This is a genomic window from Carboxydocella sp. ULO1 (assembly GCF_002049255.1).
Classification (GTDB): domain Bacteria; phylum Bacillota.
In genome coordinates, this window is the sequence record NZ_BDLQ01000007.1 from 55096 (window position 1) to 71339 (window position 16244).

At 50.9% G+C, this 16244-nt stretch carries 18 protein-coding genes, 1 pseudogene and 1 riboswitch; of the genes and pseudogenes, 18 read left to right on the plus strand and 1 reads right to left on the minus strand.

Features of this window, described 5'->3' with window-relative positions; all coding sequences use genetic code 11:
- The 7 genes and pseudogenes from ULO1_RS01050 to ULO1_RS01080 all read left to right on the plus strand — a co-directional run.
- Positions 1 to 1070 (plus strand): CARDB domain-containing protein (locus ULO1_RS01050; RefSeq protein WP_200806915.1); only part of this gene is annotated, 1070 nt, incomplete at its 5' end.
- A gap of 238 nt (positions 1071 to 1308) precedes the next feature.
- Positions 1309 to 2838 carry an IPT/TIG domain-containing protein gene (locus tag ULO1_RS01055; RefSeq protein ID WP_079932744.1) on the plus strand — a complete coding sequence of 510 codons (1530 nt, stop codon included), beginning with the start codon at positions 1309 to 1311 and terminating at the stop codon, positions 2836 to 2838.
- A 70-nt stretch (positions 2839 to 2908) separates the two neighbouring features.
- Entirely contained in the window at positions 2909 to 4927 is a 2019-nt protein-coding gene (locus ULO1_RS01060; RefSeq protein WP_078666110.1) for an IPT/TIG domain-containing protein, read from the plus strand.
- Positions 4928 to 5001: 74 nt separating this feature from the next.
- Positions 5002 to 6153, plus strand: a complete 1152-nt coding sequence (gene nifV / locus ULO1_RS01065; protein WP_078666109.1) for a homocitrate synthase — start codon at positions 5002 to 5004, stop codon at positions 6151 to 6153.
- Complete coding sequence (locus ULO1_RS01070) at positions 6143 to 7144, plus strand: isocitrate/isopropylmalate dehydrogenase family protein (RefSeq protein ID WP_078666108.1); 1002 nt, start codon at positions 6143 to 6145, stop codon at positions 7142 to 7144. The genes nifV and ULO1_RS01070 overlap by 11 nt, the downstream gene beginning before the upstream one ends.
- Positions 7145 to 7246: 102 nt before the next feature.
- A complete protein-coding gene (locus ULO1_RS01075) occupies positions 7247 to 7462 on the plus strand; it encodes a hypothetical protein (protein ID WP_078666107.1) in 216 nt (71 codons plus the stop codon).
- Between the two features lie 12 nt (positions 7463 to 7474).
- A pseudogene (locus ULO1_RS01080) lies at positions 7475 to 7702 on the plus strand (thioredoxin family protein); the annotation flags it as partial.
- On the opposite strand, the gene spoIIR reads toward ULO1_RS01080, so the two are convergent.
- A complete protein-coding gene (spoIIR, locus tag ULO1_RS01085; RefSeq protein WP_078666105.1) occupies positions 7699 to 8292 on the minus strand; it encodes a stage II sporulation protein R in 594 nt (197 codons plus the stop codon). The pseudogene ULO1_RS01080 and the gene spoIIR overlap by 4 nt on opposite strands.
- Positions 8293 to 8335: 43 nt before the next feature.
- Between spoIIR and ULO1_RS01090 the strand changes: the two genes are divergently transcribed.
- The 11 genes from ULO1_RS01090 (at position 8336) to cpaB (ending at position 16232) form a co-directional block, all read left to right on the plus strand.
- Positions 8336 to 9046, plus strand: coding sequence for a tyrosine-protein phosphatase (locus ULO1_RS01090; protein WP_078666104.1), 711 nt, complete (start codon positions 8336 to 8338; stop codon positions 9044 to 9046).
- A 200-nt stretch (positions 9047 to 9246) separates the two neighbouring features.
- Positions 9247 to 10437 carry a methionine adenosyltransferase gene (metK, locus tag ULO1_RS01095; protein WP_079932747.1) on the plus strand — a complete coding sequence of 397 codons (1191 nt, stop codon included), beginning with the start codon at positions 9247 to 9249 and terminating at the stop codon, positions 10435 to 10437.
- A gap of 143 nt (positions 10438 to 10580) precedes the next feature.
- Positions 10581 to 11720, plus strand: coding sequence for a sensor histidine kinase (locus ULO1_RS01100; RefSeq protein WP_079907165.1), 1140 nt, complete (start codon positions 10581 to 10583; stop codon positions 11718 to 11720).
- Positions 11721 to 11732: 12 nt separating this feature from the next.
- Positions 11733 to 12380 carry a response regulator transcription factor gene (locus ULO1_RS01105; protein WP_078666101.1) on the plus strand — a complete coding sequence of 216 codons (648 nt, stop codon included), beginning with the start codon at positions 11733 to 11735 and terminating at the stop codon, positions 12378 to 12380.
- A gap of 49 nt (positions 12381 to 12429) precedes the next feature.
- The gene (locus tag ULO1_RS01110; protein ID WP_079907167.1) at positions 12430 to 12879 is read left to right on the plus strand and encodes a glycosyltransferase family A protein; all 450 of its coding nucleotides are present in this window, start codon (positions 12430 to 12432) and stop codon (positions 12877 to 12879) included.
- A gap of 77 nt (positions 12880 to 12956) precedes the next feature.
- Positions 12957 to 13118: a Flp family type IVb pilin gene (locus ULO1_RS14490; protein ID WP_107754147.1), complete on the plus strand. Its 162-nt coding sequence runs from the start codon at positions 12957 to 12959 to the stop codon at positions 13116 to 13118.
- 83 nt (positions 13119 to 13201) lie between these two features.
- A riboswitch (cyclic di-GMP riboswitch) is annotated at positions 13202 to 13288 on the plus strand.
- Positions 13289 to 13407: 119 nt separating this feature from the next.
- Positions 13408 to 13569, plus strand: a complete 162-nt coding sequence (locus ULO1_RS01115; protein WP_078666099.1) for a Flp family type IVb pilin — start codon at positions 13408 to 13410, stop codon at positions 13567 to 13569.
- A 76-nt stretch (positions 13570 to 13645) separates the two neighbouring features.
- A complete protein-coding gene (locus ULO1_RS01120; protein ID WP_159446804.1) occupies positions 13646 to 14149 on the plus strand; it encodes a prepilin peptidase in 504 nt (167 codons plus the stop codon).
- Between the two features lie 11 nt (positions 14150 to 14160).
- Positions 14161 to 14550, plus strand: coding sequence for a TadE/TadG family type IV pilus assembly protein (locus ULO1_RS01125; protein WP_200803498.1), 390 nt, complete (start codon positions 14161 to 14163; stop codon positions 14548 to 14550).
- A gap of 12 nt (positions 14551 to 14562) precedes the next feature.
- Complete coding sequence (locus ULO1_RS01130) at positions 14563 to 15477, plus strand: TadE/TadG family type IV pilus assembly protein (RefSeq protein WP_078666096.1); 915 nt, start codon at positions 14563 to 14565, stop codon at positions 15475 to 15477.
- 11 nt (positions 15478 to 15488) lie between these two features.
- Positions 15489 to 16232 (plus strand): Flp pilus assembly protein CpaB, encoded by a 744-nt coding sequence (cpaB, locus tag ULO1_RS01135; protein WP_078666095.1) that lies wholly within the window; start codon positions 15489 to 15491, stop codon positions 16230 to 16232.
- Positions 16233 to 16244: the final 12 nt, after the last annotated feature.

Genomic DNA, 16244 nt, shown 5'->3' on the forward strand with positions numbered 1-16244 from the left:
TAACAAAACTGGAACTAAAGCTGGACGGTCAGACGGTGGCCAGCCAGAACCTGACCATAAGCCCCGGTGATGGCAGGCCCTGGCAGGAACGGGGTCGGACCGTAGAGGTGGAAATCCACTGGCAGGTCCCGGCTAATCTGCCGGAAAAAGATAGCCATACTCTGACCGCCATCGTTAATGGGGACCGGCAGGCCCACTGGCTGAATCAGAGCCAGCCTTTTGTAGAAACCACTTATGCCGATAATACCACCAGTTTAAAGCTCAATGGTTCCCTGGTTAACCTTAGAATGCTCAGCTTATCTTACCCGTCTCCCATCAGTCCCGGACAGAGCTACCAGGGGACAGTACAGGTGGAAAACCAGGGTAGCCGCCCGTTATCGACAACACTGAAACTGACCCTTAACCAGCGTCAGGTAGCATTATTGCCTGTAACCCTGGTAGCGAAGGAAAAGAAGGCGGTCAGCTTTGCCATCAAGGCACCGAACACTACCGGTTCCTTTAACCTAACTGCATGGATTAATCCTGACCGTCAGATTAAGGAGAAAAACTATCAGGACAACAGTCTGAGCAAGGCCATCCAGGTTCGTCAGGAAGTTAGGGAAGAACAGGGCCAGCTGACCGTCAGCGGCAGGGCGGAACCGGCCCAGATCAAAGCCGGACAGGTATTTGCCCTGGTGGTGGAAACGGCCACCACCCCTTATACCTGGGAAGAAACTGTTTATGAACAGCAGCCTGATGGCAGTGTTGTAGAAAAGAAAGTTAGACGAAGTCGGCCCTGTCCGGGAGCAAAATATGTACAGGCCCGCTTTCCTGATGGACAGCAGGTGCTGCTGGAACCGACAAATCCGGCCGGGACACCGGCTAACACCTGGCAGTTGCCTGTTAATCCCCGGTCGAAAAACAGAGCTCGCATCCATTTCACTGATCCCTATTTACCGGATGGACTTTATCCGGTTACCATTATCGCTGCTGGTGCTGGCGATGATGGTAACCTTTCGGCCCGCACGGTGATAAAGGTGGTGATTAAGGGCAGTATACTGGAAGGAATTAAGAGCAGATTGACATATTGAGAGTTAAGGGACAGGTTTCGACAGTATATCGACAACCTGTCCCTTATTATTCGGTATAGGTTGGGAGAGCAAAGGCAATGATGGTGAAAAATGTCGCAAGAAAAAATGTCATCTCATACCAACTTCGACAAAGAAAATCAGCCCCGTAAGGTATAATTCCTTATGGGAAGGAGGTGAATAGAGGGAAGTGATTGATTGCATAAACCGGAGTTTTAAAGTTTTGAAAGGAGGAGCGCGGATGAGAAAAGGGTGGATTCTTTTGCTGATGACCGCATTGCTGCTGGTCATTGGCAGTGGCACGGCCTTGGCTGCGGCCTTTACTATGCCTTATGTGCCGCAGAATGAAGGTTTGTATGATACCACCTGGGAGTTTTTGAGCCGTCCTGATTGTGAACAGTGTCACGGCTCCAACCTGGCCGATCGCCACCATAGTATTGACTTTGTTAAAATCGAAGGTAATTGTTATCGCTGTCACGGGTTTGAAAATGGCACCATCCAGCCGGTGCCCCGGGAATGTACAACCTGTCACACCGAAAGCCCTCACCACAAGACCGTAGATGCGATTGAGGGCCGGTGTACTGCTTGTCACGATCCTAATGTAGTTAGTGACTTTGGTTCCAAACCACTGCCTACTTATGATGCATCCTTAATCACTCCGGCCATTGCTGATTGCCGGAATTGCCATGCTACCAATGCTTCGGCTGATTTACCCAAACCGATCTTCAAGCCTGGCCCGGTAGATGACCCGAGTGAAAATAGTACTCACCATTATGTAGCTAATGCGGGTATAGATTGTGCCAAGTGTCATTTCGGCAATGTCAGCGCCCCCGTGCGGGATTGTGAGCAGTGCCATGATATCGGCACTTTGCACACCATTAAAGGCCACACTGTTGATGAAACTGGTAACATGCTGGTGGAAAGATGTCAGGGGTGCCATTCCAATTTGATTGCCGAAATGGCTCCGCCCCAGCCAGTTGCTGTGCCTACTATCGACAGTTTTGATATTTATGAAGGACCGATACTGGCCAAGGTAACTGCAACCGGTACCAACTTTGGTGAATTTATTAAAGGTTATTCCAAAGTAATGTTTGGAAATGCTGAGGCTCCGATTGACTACTGGACTGATAACCAGGTAGTCTTTACTGTGCCCATGGTTAACTCAGGCAAGTATAATGTGCGTCTGGTAAACATGAAAGGTGAAAGTCCGCAGTATCGGGTCTTTACTGTTTGGGCCCGTCCGCAAATCAATAACGTCGCTCCAGCAGATGTAGTGTACAAAGCCGGTGGTGAGGTGACTATCACCGGTAAGAACTTCCTGGTTCCGGCAGTGGACAGTGTCAAGCTGAGCTATGGTGCTACTCAGATACCGGTAGAATTTACGGTAGTGGACAATAACACCATCAAGTTCACTGTACCGACTACCTTGAGTCCTGGTTCCTACAGTGTGAGGGTATCCAGCCCGGCCGGAGAAGCTTCCGGGGCTATAGGTGGTACCAATATATTGAATGTCTGGGGTGTGCCTTATCTGGGTTCGATCAGTCCTACTACCGCTAAAGTCGGTTGGACAATATCCGCTATTGGTTACAATTTTGGGGCGCAACAGGGTGCCAGCCAGATCCTGGTTGACGGGGTGCCTGTACCGGCTACCTTCTGGAGTTCTACAAAAATTCAGTTCAAGGTACCCGCTGGGCTTACAGTAGGATATCACAAAGTAAAAATTAAAACTTTTGGTGGCGTAACCGCAGAAAAGACTTTCAAGGTTTACTAAATATTTCAGCCGCACTTCCTCTGTGAAGTGCGGCTTTTCCCCTTAGCTAGTCAGGAAGGCAGGGATTTAAATGAAAAGAGCAATTTTATTTTTATATACCTTAATTTTATTTCTTCTAACCGGACAAGCCTGGGCCCAAACTACCCAGCAGCTGGGCTTTCCGGATCGTACCTATGGTGCACTCACAGAAATGGACTGCCGCAGTTGTCACGGCAGTACTACGCAGAACCGGCATCATTTGAGCTTGAAAGCACTGGTAGTTACCTGTGATTACTGTCACCAGTCTCAGGAGGGGAAAATAACCGCAGTCAGTGATTGCAAAATCTGCCATGTGAAAGACAGTCACCATCTGACTCAGGAAGCCCAGTTGGGTCAATGCACTGCCTGTCATTACGGGGATGTGGTAGATGACTATGGGTTAGCAACAACAGCAGTCACTGATGCGGATATCAATAAATGCCGGCTGTGTCATACAGAAGGGTTGACTTCTTTACACCATGAGGAGGGATTACAGCAGTGTTCCTGGTGCCACAGCAGCAATTCCGGGGGCATATCAGTAAGTCGCTGTCTTTCCTGCCATCAGTCCAGCAAGCTGCATCTCCTGCACGGTGGGGAATGCAACCAGTGTCATGGTAGTGGCACATCTCTGCCGGACCCGGAATTGCCCCAGCCCCGGCCGGTTTTGGTGCAAATAAGCGCTACCGAAGCCAGTCCTGGAGCAATTCTAAGCCTGAATGGAACCGGTTTTGGTGGTTCAGGCTGGGTACAAATAGGGCCACTAAAGGCAGAACTCTTACAGTGGTCGAATAACTATTTGCAAATCCGCCTGCCTGATCTCAATGCCGGCAATTATCCGGTAACAGTAGTTAACAGCAATGGCAGCAGCAATCAGCTCAATATTACTATCCTTGCGCCTGCGGTAGCAACCCGGCCGGAAATACATGGGATGCCGGATAAAACTTATGAAGAAGTAGGGGAAGAAGAGTGCCGGAACTGTCATGGTACCTCCACTGCGGACCGTCATCATCTGGCGGCAGCAGCTGATCAGCGGGATTGTTCTGCCTGTCATTTGCTGACGGCACCGGGACAGGTAGAAGTGGTAAGGAAGTGCCAGCAGTGTCATGCCAGCAGTCCCCATCACCGGAGAAATGAAGCTTTGAGCGGTCAGTGTACAGCCTGCCACTTGCCGGCACTGGTGCAGGACTGGGATATTAACAGTAATGGGACCATTGTGGAGAATACGGCCATGATACCGGGTTTACGCAGTTGTGAACAATGCCATCCTTATCCCGGGCCAGGGCAAAACCACCATGGTACTGGTCTGGAAAACTGCAACCTTTGCCACGAAATCAAGGATAAATGGGCCATCCGGCGCTGTCAGGCCTGTCATCGGTCAGAATTGTTGCATGGCCAGGTCGGACATAAGCTGGCGGCGGATTGTGGCAAATGCCATGCTGGGGGTCTGGCTTCATCCCTGGCTGAGGCGATTGCACCAAATGCTACACCGGTAGTGCTACAAATAGAACCTGAACAGAGTTACGCTGGCGATACAGTTACAATCAGTGGGGCTGGCTTTGGAACCGGGCCGGGTCAGGTGCAGATTGGCAGCACTCTGGCTGCGGTCACCAGCTGGAATGAGAACAATATCCAGATCACAATTCCGTCCTTGCCCCCTGGGAGTTACCAGCTTACAGTGGTGAAGAACGGCGTAATCAGTAATGCCCGCGGGTTTACGGTACTGGAATGGGCCCAGTTGAGTGGTCAGGTGATGTCAGCCAGCCTTGCGCCACTGGAAGAGGCGGTGGTTTATGTTGGCACCACCAGATTGCGTACCAATGAGAAAGGTTATTTCAGTCTCGGCAAGCTGGCACCAGGGGTATATAATGTTACGGCCCGCAAGGAAGGGCTAACTGCCCAGCAAGTTGTCAGCCTGGTCGCAGGGGAGAAAAAATCCATTCAGATGATTGCCAGCAAGAAAGGCTGGACATCAGAAAAAGGAACATATTACAGGGGAACAATCGCCAGGAAAAATACTGTATACACCAATGCACACAACGATGTTTCGACAAAATGGACTATAAAAAAATAGGCCAATCCCTTGATATTCTCCTTCGCTACCATTATAATGTTTGATATACAACAGTTTTACTGGCGAGGGAGGGTATGACGGTGGTAAACAGAAAAATTTACATTGTGGATACCACATTGCGGGACGGGGAGCAGACGGCGGGAGTAGTATTTGCTAACAAGGAAAAAGTACGGATTGCCCGCATGCTGGATGAAATCGGAGTGGACCAGATTGAATGCGGGATTCCGGTTATGGGTGGCGATGAAAAAGAAGCGATTAAGGAAATTTGCCGACTGGGTTTGCGCTGCAGTGTTATGGCCTGGAACCGGGCGGTAGTGCGGGATATCCAGGAATCCATTGATTGCGGTGTGGATGCAGTGGCTATTTCCATTTCCACCTCGGATATTCATATCAAATACAAGTTACAGACCTCCCGGGAATGGGTACTGGAAAACATGGTCAAGGCCGTGGAATATGCCAAAAGTCAGGGAGTTTATATTTCTGTTAATGCTGAGGATGCCTCCCGGACGGACATGGACTTCCTGATTCAGTTCGCCAAACTGGCCAAGGAAGCCGGGGCCAACCGCCTGCGTTACTGTGATACTATCGGCATCCTGGATCCTTTTACTACTTACAATAATGTCAAAACTCTGATCGACTCTGTAGGCATTGATGTGGAAATGCATACCCACAATGACTTTGGCATGGCCACAGCCAATGCCCTGGCCGGGGTGAAGGCGGGAGCCAACTACGTGGGCGTAACGGTAAACGGACTGGGCGAAAGAGCCGGTAATGCCGCTCTGGAAGAAGTGGTTATGGCCTTAAAAATCCTCTATGGAATCGATCTTAATTTTAAAACCGAGCGCTTCCGTGAATTATCCGAGTATGTGGCCATGGCTTCCAACCGGGAATTGCCGGCCTGGAAAGCTATTGTCGGTACCAACATGTTTGCCCATGAATCGGGGATTCACGCTGATGGTGCATTGAAAAACCCCCTGACCTATGAAGTCTTTAAGCCAGAAGATGTGGGTCTGGAACGGCAGATTGTGATAGGCAAACACTCCGGTACTGCTGCCATCAAGAAAAAATTTGCCGAATATGGGGTTAACCTGTCAGAGGAAGATGCCGCTGCTATTCTGGAAAAGGTACGGGCCACGGCGGTGGAACTGAAACGGTCCCTGTTTGATAAGGAATTGATCTTCATCTATGAAGAATATCTGGAAAAGAGGGAGCGCGGTGAGTTATAAAGTTGTTTTGTTACCTGGAGACGGGATAGGTCCCGAAGTAACAGCAGCGGCAGTGGAGGTGCTGGAAGCTACCGGGGTGGATTTTGAGTGGATTGAACTGGAGGCAGGGGCGGCAGTACTTGAACGCGAAGGTACCCCCTTGCCCCAGCGAGTTATCAATCAGATTAAGGAAATTGGTCTGGCCTTGAAAGGGCCAATTACTACCCCGGTGGGAACGGGGTTTCGCAGTGTGAATGTAACCTTGAGGCAGGAACTGGACCTTTATGCCAATGTACGCCCGGCCCGGAATCTCCCGGGGGTACCCAGCCGTTATACCGGGGTTGATATTGTCATCTTCCGGGAGAATACCGAGGACCTTTATGCTGGCGTGGAACACCGGGTGGGCAAGGATGCAGCTGAAAGCATTAAAATCATCACCCGGGAAGCCAGTATCCGCATCTGTGAGGCGGCTTTCAGCTTTGCCCGGCGGGAAGGCAGGCGAAAAGTAACGGCAGTGCATAAGGCCAATATCATGAAATTGAGTGATGGGCTCTTTCTGGAATGCGCCCGCCAGGTGGCGGCCCAGTATCCAGAGATTGAATTTGAAGATGTGATTGTGGATGCGGCCTGTATGAAGCTGGTGCAGGCGCCGGAGCAGTTTGATGTAATGGTGATGCCCAACCTTTACGGGGATATCGTTTCTGACCTCTGTGCTGGTCTGGTAGGCGGTCTGGGAGTGGCTCCCGGAGCTAACCTGGGGGTAAAGGCCGCTGTTTTTGAAGCTGTCCATGGCAGTGCGCCTCAGATTGCTGGCCAGAACCTGGCTAATCCCCTGGCTTTGATTTTAAGTGGCGCCATGCTGCTGGGCCATCTTGGCGAAGTGGAAGCTGCCCAGAGCGTGAGAACAGCAGTAGCCCGGGTCCTGCAGGAGGGCATTAAAACCCCGGATCTGGGCGGGCGAGCCGGAACCAGAGAAGTGGGCCGTGCCATTGCGGAAGCTTTAAAAAAGTAGACTATTAAGTAGACTATTTTTGGACTATTACCCCTCCCTGGACACAATTTCGTAACAGTTTCAGGTTAAAATGAAATTAGTTCAAGGAAGGGAGGGCAAGGCATGAACAAGGAACGCTGGCTGGCCCTGGTGATCGTGCTGGTAGCCATCATCGGCAGTATTGCTTACCTGGAAGACTGGTTTAGTATCGGCGGGCAAAAGCCGGTTGAAAAGCAGAAACTGACAGCCTTTCAGGTAACTTCTAATCCGCTGCAGACCTATGAACGCTGGTACAAGGAAAAACGGCCGATGGTGATCAAATTTCATGCCAACTGGTGACCGGCTTGCAAACAGATGGAGCCCGTGGTTTTGGCTCTGCAGAACAAATATGCAGGTCAGGTGGAATTCCTGATTGTCAATGTGGATGACCCGCAGGGGCAGCAGCTGGCAGCCCAGTTTGGGGTCAGTGCTATTCCAGCCTTTTTCTTCATCAATAGTCAGCAACAGGTAGTTGCTTCAGTAGTGGGGGCCCAGAGTCAGGCTCAAATGGAAGAGTATGTAAAGAAAATCATCCCCTAGCTCATGCGGGCCAGGGGATGATTTTTCTGCCTTTCCTGCCACCATTCCAGGATGCGGGAACGCAAACGGGGTGGAGGAGAGGGGTTTTCGGCAATACTATGACTGAGATCAACAAAACACAAAGGAGGGAAGAGCACACACCACCAGTTTTTACCCTGGGCCTGTCCTAACAAAACCCGGAGAGCCAGATAGCGGCCGGCCGGTAGATTGAAAGTTCCGTAGCTCTTGCTGGGAAAAGGGAAACGGCCGATTTCCACCCGGGCCTGATAAGGAAATTGTTGCGCTGCCAGGGTTTGATTGGCAATCCTGATAATTTCGGGCTCAGCTGCTATGACGATGGCCTGAGCCTGCTCCAGGCTGGTGGCCCTGACCAGGCGAGGAGTAAGATAGGCCAGGATGGCATCACGGACTTTCAGCTTAACTGCCTGGTCGGCAGTCTGATCGCTATTGGCGATAACGTGCAAACGCAAGAGCTGCTGGGGTGGGCCAACGGGGTTAGTTGCTGCAGTATCTGGCTGAAACAGGAAAATCCACGGTATGAGGAAAAAGCTAAGCAGTAAAAGCCAGAGTAAGGTTTTTTGGCTGTACATATTTTTTCCTCCTGTGATAGAATAAGTTCAGGGGGGATAGAGATTGATTGATCTTCACTGTCATTTGCTCCCTGCCTTTGATGATGGCGCCCGGGATTGGACGGAAACTCTGGAAATGTGTCAACTGGCCATTGGAGCCGGAGTGAAAATAATAGTGGCAACTCCCCACTGGCGGGAAGTTAAACGCCATGGCAGCCAGCGCATGTATCAACTGGTGGCAGAATTGAATCAGCGTCTACAGCAGCTGGACTGGCCCCTGGAAATCAAGCCCGGTTGTGAGGCTATGCTGAGTCCGGAATTGCCAGCAGCCTGGCGGCAAGGAAAACTGCCGGGGCTGAATGGAGGAGAGAGACTGTTGCTGGAACTGCCCTGGGATTATTTAGGGCATAACTGGCTGGAACAGATCTATCAATTGCAGCTGGCTGGAGCCAGTTTGGCTATTGCTCATCCGGAACGGACGCCAGCGCTGGCCTGTGATTGGTCCAAAATTCAGCGCCTGGCCGAGCTGGAAGCCGGTTTTCAAATCACCGCGGGCAGCCTGCTGGGGGCCTTTGGCACAGAAGCGGAAAAAATTGCCTGGCGGGTTTTGAAACAGGACTGGCCGGTAGCGGTAGCCGGAGATGCCCATGACGCCAGTTATTATGTCATGGCCCGGGCTTATGAAATGGTAAAGGGAAAACTGGGCCAGGCCAAAGCGGAGGCTGCCTTTATTTTCGTCCCCCGTTCCTGGCTTGGCGGGGCGGATGCTTCCTGAGCAGGCTTTCTAAGGCCTTCAGTTCTTTTTCTACTTCTTTCAGGACAGCGGTTTTTTTCATTTTCAGTTCCTCCTCATGTTCACTTTCTGATGAAATTATTGCCGCTTTAAAAGGGGTTTAAACAAAAATTTTTTAGTTTGACATAAGAGGTAGCATTTGTTATGATAAGTTATTGGAAATGAAAAAGGAGGAATGCACAGTGGCCAAGCGTTTGTTTACTTCTGAGTCCGTTACTGAGGGACACCCGGATAAAATTGCCGACCAGATTTCCGATGCGGTGCTGGATGCCATTCTCGCTCAAGATCCCAATGCCCGGGTGGCCTGTGAGACTTCGGTTACAACCGGTCTGGTACTGGTTTCCGGTGAAATCACTACCAGCTGTTATGTAGATATACCCAAAATTGCCCGGGAAACTATTCGGGAAATCGGCTACACCCGGGCCAAATTCGGTTTTGACTGCGATACCTGTGCTGTAATCACTGCCATTGATGAACAGTCCCCTGATATTGCCATGGGTGTGGACAAGGCTTTAGAAGCTAAAACCGGGGAAATGACCGATGAGCAGATCGAAGCCATCGGGGCTGGCGACCAGGGGATGATGTTCGGTTATGCTACCAATGAAACCCCTGAATTTATGCCTTTGCCCATCAGCCTGGCCCACAAGCTGACCCGGCGGCTGGCAGAAGTGCGCAAGAGCGGGCTTTTGACCTACCTCCGTCCCGATGGCAAAAGCCAGGTTACCGTTGAATATGAAGATGACCGGCCGGTACGGGTGGATACTGTGGTCATCTCCACCCAGCACAGCCCGGATGTGGATCTGGAAACCATCAAACGGGAGATGATTGAACATGTTATCAAACCGGTGATCCCGGCCGAATATCTGGATGAAAATACCAAATACTTCATTAACCCTACTGGCCGTTTTGTTATCGGTGGTCCGCAGGGGGATGCCGGTCTGACTGGCCGTAAGATCATCGTTGACACCTATGGCGGTATGGCCCGGCATGGTGGTGGCGCCTTCTCCGGTAAAGATCCCACCAAGGTTGACCGTTCTGGTGCCTATGCTGCCCGTTATGTGGCCAAAAACATCGTAGCTGCCGGGTTGGCGAACAAGTGTGAAGTGCAGCTGGCTTATGCGATTGGTGTGGCCAGGCCAGTATCCATCATGATTGAAACCTTTGGCACGGGCAAATTGCCGGAAGAAAAGCTGATTGAACTGGTGCGCAAGCACTTTGACCTGCGGCCGGCGGGTATTATCAAGACTCTGGATCTGCGGCGGCCCATTTACAAACAGACTGCTGCCTATGGGCACTTTGGCCGCAATGACCTGGATCTGCCCTGGGAGCGCCTGGACAAGGTGGAAGTCCTGCGGGCTGATGCCGGACTCTAGTTATTGCAGAAGAAATTACCCCGGGTGAGGGCCCGGGGTTTTCTTTTGGGACTATGGTCCTAAATTTTTTGGGACTGGTAGCAGGAATCCGTCTTTTTTAAGCGAATCTATTGATTAACACGAAGTAACAGGGGGAATAGCCCATGCCATCCCTGGAGGCACTGGACAAAGTTGTAAAAAATACCCTGCAAGCTATCGAAAACAGCAAACAACAAATCTACGATATTGCGGAAACAGCCCGCAAGGAAGTGGTACGGCTGGAACGGGAACTGGTCCTGCTGGAAAACCAGGTCAATGATGTAATTAAGGCGGTAGATATACTGGAATTGAAAGTCAAGCAGGCCAGGTTACGGCTGGCAGAAGTGGATAGCAGCCTGGGCAAATATTCAGAAGCGGAAGTAAAACGGGCCTATGATACTGCCAGTGAGCTTCAGACCCAATTGCTGCTGTTACGGGAACGGGAAAACCAGCTGCGCTCCAAACGGGACCAGCTGCAGGTGACATTGAAAAACATGCAGCAAACGGTAGCCAAGGCGGAGAATCTGGCTTCCCAGGTGGCTGTGGTCATGGATTTCCTTTCGGGAAGTCTGAATGAGGTCAACAATCAGTTAGAAGGGCTGGCACAAAAACAAAACCTGAGTATCCGGGTGATCAAGGCCCAGGAGGAAGAAAGAAAACGGGTGGCCCGGGAAATCCATGACGGACCGGCTCAGGCCATTGCCAATATTGTTTTGCGCATGGAATTTTGTGAGAAATTGCTCGAACTGAAGCCAGACAAAGTTAAAGGGGAACTGCAGAGTCTGAAAGAGCTGGTACGCAATACCCTGCAGGATATTCGTAAAATCATTTTTGACCTCAGGCCCATGGCTTTAGATGACCTGGGTCTGGTTCCGGCTTTGCGTCGCTATCTGGAGGATTATAAGAGCAAATATAATTTAAACACGGAATTTATCTTCTTTGGTTATGAAAGGCGCCTGGATAATGCGGTGGAAGTAGGACTGTTTCGCGTGGTCCAGGAAGCCCTCAATAATGTCTGGAAACATGCCCGGGCCAGCAAAGTTATAGTGCGGCTGGAAATGGGCCGGGATAGTGTTAACATCCTGATCAAGGATGATGGCCAGGGGTTTGATGTGGAACAAGCCCTGGCCAACAAGCAACGGGAGAGCCTGGGTTTGACCAGTATGCGGGAAAGGGTGGAACTGTTAGGAGGCACTTTCATCCTGCGCAGTCGACCAGGGCAGGGGACGGAGATTCTGCTGAAAGTACCGCTCAACGAAGGATAGGGAGGTTTAGCTATGGGGATAGTGAGGATTTTGCTGGTAGATGACCATCCTCTGATCCGGGAAGGCTTACGCAAGGTACTGGCTCTAGAGCCCAACCTGGAGGTGGTGGGGGAAGCGGGAGATGGGGCGGAGGCAGTGGCGAAGGCCCGGGAATGTCTTCCCGATCTTGTTTTGATGGATATCAACATGCCCCGTACTGATGGTATTCAGGCTATCCGCCAGTTGAAACAGCTGATGCCCCGGGTGAAGATCATCGCTCTAACAGTAGCGGTGGATGAACGGGCACCGGAGGTGATTAAGGCCGGGGTAGCAGGCTACCTGCTCAAGGACATCAGTGCTGATAACTTGCTGGCGGCAGTGGCCACAGTAACCGGGGGTGGAACCGTGATTGCTCCGGAGGTAATGGAAAAAATCAGCCACATGATGACCCGTCTGCAGGAACAACAGCTTTTGCAACAGCTTACCCGACGGGAAAGGGATATTCTGGGCATGGTGGCTCAGGGTTTGACCAACCGGGAAATCGGGGAAAGGTTGTTCATCAGTGAGAAGACTGTAAAAAATCATCTGACCCATCTTTTTAAAAAAATCGGGGTGGAAGACCGGACCCAGGCGGCGCTGTTTGCTGTGCGCATGGGACTGACCGAGGAACCCAATTCCTGAAGGCAGCATATCATGGCATAGACAAAAATCCCGGAGTGGGGTGGATTATATGTCATGGTGGCTGCCCTTTTTCTGTTTGCTGGGCTTAGTGGGCTTGCTGCTGTGGGGACTGTTTTACAGCCGCCGTCAACAACGGCAACCACAAATGAATGGGATTTCCGTGGTGCTATTGACCAGGAATAATGTGACTAATCTGGAAGGGGTGGTACGCTGGCTGCTGCAATACGAGTATCGTTATCACTGGTTGCTGCAGATTATCATCATTGACCAGGGGTCCTGGGATCAGACTCTGGCCATTGCCGATAAACTGGCGCGGGAACATTTTAATCTGCTGGTAGTAGAGCAAAAGTGGTTTCCGCTCATATCGCCTCGCCGTCTGGCCTATCTGGCAGCCCGCTACCAGCGGGTGGTTTTTCTGGATTTGCGGCAGCGGCAACAGGGGAAACGGGAATTGCAGACATTGTTGCGAATTTTTAATGAGCAGGCTTTTGGGACTTAAGATCCATAGACTAATACCCCTTCATTTATGTATACTAAAAGTAGGAGCCTGAAAGGCGAAGCGGAGGAGGGACCGGTATGGGAAAAGTTCAACGGTTTTGGCGGGAGGAGAAGGGGCAGGCTTTAAGTGAGTACACGCTGATTATCTCTCTGGTTGCAGCAGCTCTAGTATTATCTTTAATATTGTTTAAAGATAAAATTAAACCTTTGTACGAAAAAAACCATTTGTCTGGGACCTAAGTCCTAGAAAAATTAAAGCTGCGGTCCCATAGACATTTGTCCTAATTGGGTATATACTAAAATCAGAACAAGGCAATAAGACACAACGATAAAGGCAAACCCGGTGAAAGCCGGGGGCGCAAAGCCATGGGTCTAAGGCGTATAAGCGCTATGACTGCCAGGCTGCCGAATTGTGGAAGGTCGGTTTGTGACCCCCTTTCGCCGGGCAGCCGGTAAAAGGGGGTTTTTAGGTGTTGTGTCTTATGCATAAGGGTGAAAAAGAGCGAAGTTTAGCAAGGAGGGATTTGGTATGAACATCATCAAAAGATTGTGGAAAGAGGAGTCTGGTCAGGCAATGACCGAGTATGGTCTGATTATTGCTTTGGTGGCGGCGGCTCTGGTTGTAACGGTAATAGCTTTCAAGGATAAGATTAAGGCGGTATTTGAAGGACTAAGCTTTAGTGCTAGCTAAAAAAACCCCAAGGCCCTACGCGGTAGGCCGAGTGCCTCGGTGTAGGGCCCTATTTTTCCCGGGCGGAGGGATGAGTTTGTTCTGGGTTATCATCACACTTGCCATTTATTATGACTGGCGCTATCGGCGCATTCCCAACTGGCTGGTACTGTATACCCTGCCTCTGATCTGGGGCTGGCACTATTACCAGGGCGGTTGGCCTGAATTGAAAGGCTCTTTGCTGGGCTGGCTGGTTGGTCTGGGTCTACTAATCCTGCCCTTTCTGGTAGGTGGAATGGGTGCAGGAGATGTGAAATTCCTGGCGGCCATCGGTGCCTGGGCAGGGGGAAAAGTGGCGTTATATACTTTTCTGGCAGGGGCCATCCTAGGGGGACTTTGGCTGTGTGGCCGACTCCTCTGGCAACAGGGCTGGGCCGGGTTTAAACAAACCTGGTCTAAAGCAGGTGCCAGGCTATTTGTTGGTTTCTTTACCGGCCAGTGGTGGAAGGAAGAAACCAGCCAGACAGATCCGACGGCTATCCCCTATGCCATTCCTCTCAGCCTGGGCTATTTACTGGTGACACTCTGGTTAGGTAGGTGAGGAAAATGGGGATGGGAAGAAAAAGAGGGGAAAGGGGACAGGCACTGGTGGAAATGGCCCTTGTTCTGCCTCTTTTATTAATGTTGCTCTTTGGCATTATTGAATTCGGTCGCATTTTCCATGCCTATCTGACGGTGAACAATGGGGCCCGGGAGGGGGCGCGTCTGGCAGTGGTGGGGGCCCAGGATACAGCTATTATCGCCAGGATTAAAGATACAGCTGTGGGTCTGGATAGCAGTAAACTGCAAATCACCATCGCTCCTGCCTATAGCAATCGCCTGCGGGGGCAACCGGTAACGGTGCAGGTTTCCTACCCGGTACAAATCTTTGCCCCCATTATCGGTGAAATTATCGGTAACCCCTATACAGTAAGTGGCAGTGTGCAGATGCGGATGGAATAGGGGGGAGGAAAGATGAAGAGCAAAGAGAGCGGAGAAAGAGGGACGGCAATCGTGCTGGTGGCCCTGGCTCTGACGGGGCTGCTGGGGATGGTGGCGATGGTAGCTGATTTTGGCCAGTATTATCTCTGGGAAAACCGCCTGCAGACCATGGCCGATGCGGCGGCTTTGGCCGGGGTGCAGGAATTGCCGGATCATCCGGATGCAGCTGTGGCGGTAGCAGAACAATATCTGGCTGCCAATGGTGGTACAGAGTTACTTACGAAAGAGATTACCATTGGAGCTGATAACAAATCCATTACTGTGAATTTGAGCAAAGAAGTGAATTTTGCTTTTGCTCCGGTGCTGGGAGTAGAAAAAGGGCAGGTCAGCAGACGGGCGACAGCCCGGGTAGCCCCTGTTAAAGCCATGAAGGGTCTGGCCCCGCTGGCAGTAAAACAACAGAATTTTGTTTTTGGCCAGGAATATATCCTCAAAAACGGGGGCGGTGCTGGTGATAATGGCTGGTATGGGGCTGTTGCTTTAGGTGGACGCGGGGCTTCAACTTATGAAGATAATTTAAAATACGGTTACCAGGGAGTTATCGCTATTGGAGATATAATCGAGACGGAACCGGGGAATATGTCAGGGCCAACCCGACGGGGCATTCAGTACCGGCTGGGGACTATGACCGATAACAGTACCCCGGATAACATTGATCCCAACAGCCCCCGGCTTTTATATGTACCGGTAATTGACGATATACCCAAAAACGGTCGCTCTACCGCCCGGGTGGTAGGGTTTGCGGCATTTTTATTGAAAAATGAATTGCCCGGCAATGGCAATGATTGCCAAATAAAAGGTTATTTTGTCAGGGTCATTGTACCAGCAGAGCAACTGGATGACACTAGTGCTGGTTTCGGGTTATATGGGACCAGGCTGAGCGAGTAGGGGGAAAGAGCATGACACCGAAGAAATTGTTTGTTCTGGCTTTAATCTGCGGGCTGGGGGCAGCTCTGGCCACCAATTATTATTTGCAAACCATGAAAAAACAGATCAATAATGTAGTAACCGGCGAAGTAGTGGTTGCCAGGACGGAAATACCGGCCAAAACTGTGATCACCCAGGAGATGGTGGAAAAAAAGGTGTTACCGAAAGAGTATATTCATGCTCAGGCGGAACGGGATCTGAAAAAGGTAGTAGGCCGGATTACTCTGGATCGGATTGTGAGCGGGGAACAGGTTTTGGGGCCAAAACTGGTAGGCAAAGATGCCTACAAAGAAGGGCTAGCCTACACTGTACCTAAAGGTAAACGGGCCCTTACTATTGGAGTTAATAACATTACCGCATTGAATGGGCTGCTCAAACCCGGAGACCGGGTGGATGTGATTACCGTAATGAGTGTGCCGGTTATGGAAAACAACCAGGTGGTAGAGCGGCCTCTCGCCAAAGTTTATCTGGAAAATGTGGAGGTGCTGGCTGTTGACAGCCAGCTCACATCTGAGCTAAATACCCTGGAGCAAAAAGCGGAAAAAAGCAAAACCGATGGGGTAAAATCTGTGACCCTGGCGGTGACACCGGAGGAAGCGGCCAAACTGGCTCTGATTAACCGTAACGGGGTCATTCAGTTAGCCCTGCGTTCCCCTGTGGACCAGGATAAAAACAATGTGACTCCGTATCTTTCCACTGATTACAAGCTGAGATAGCGTGAGGGGGAA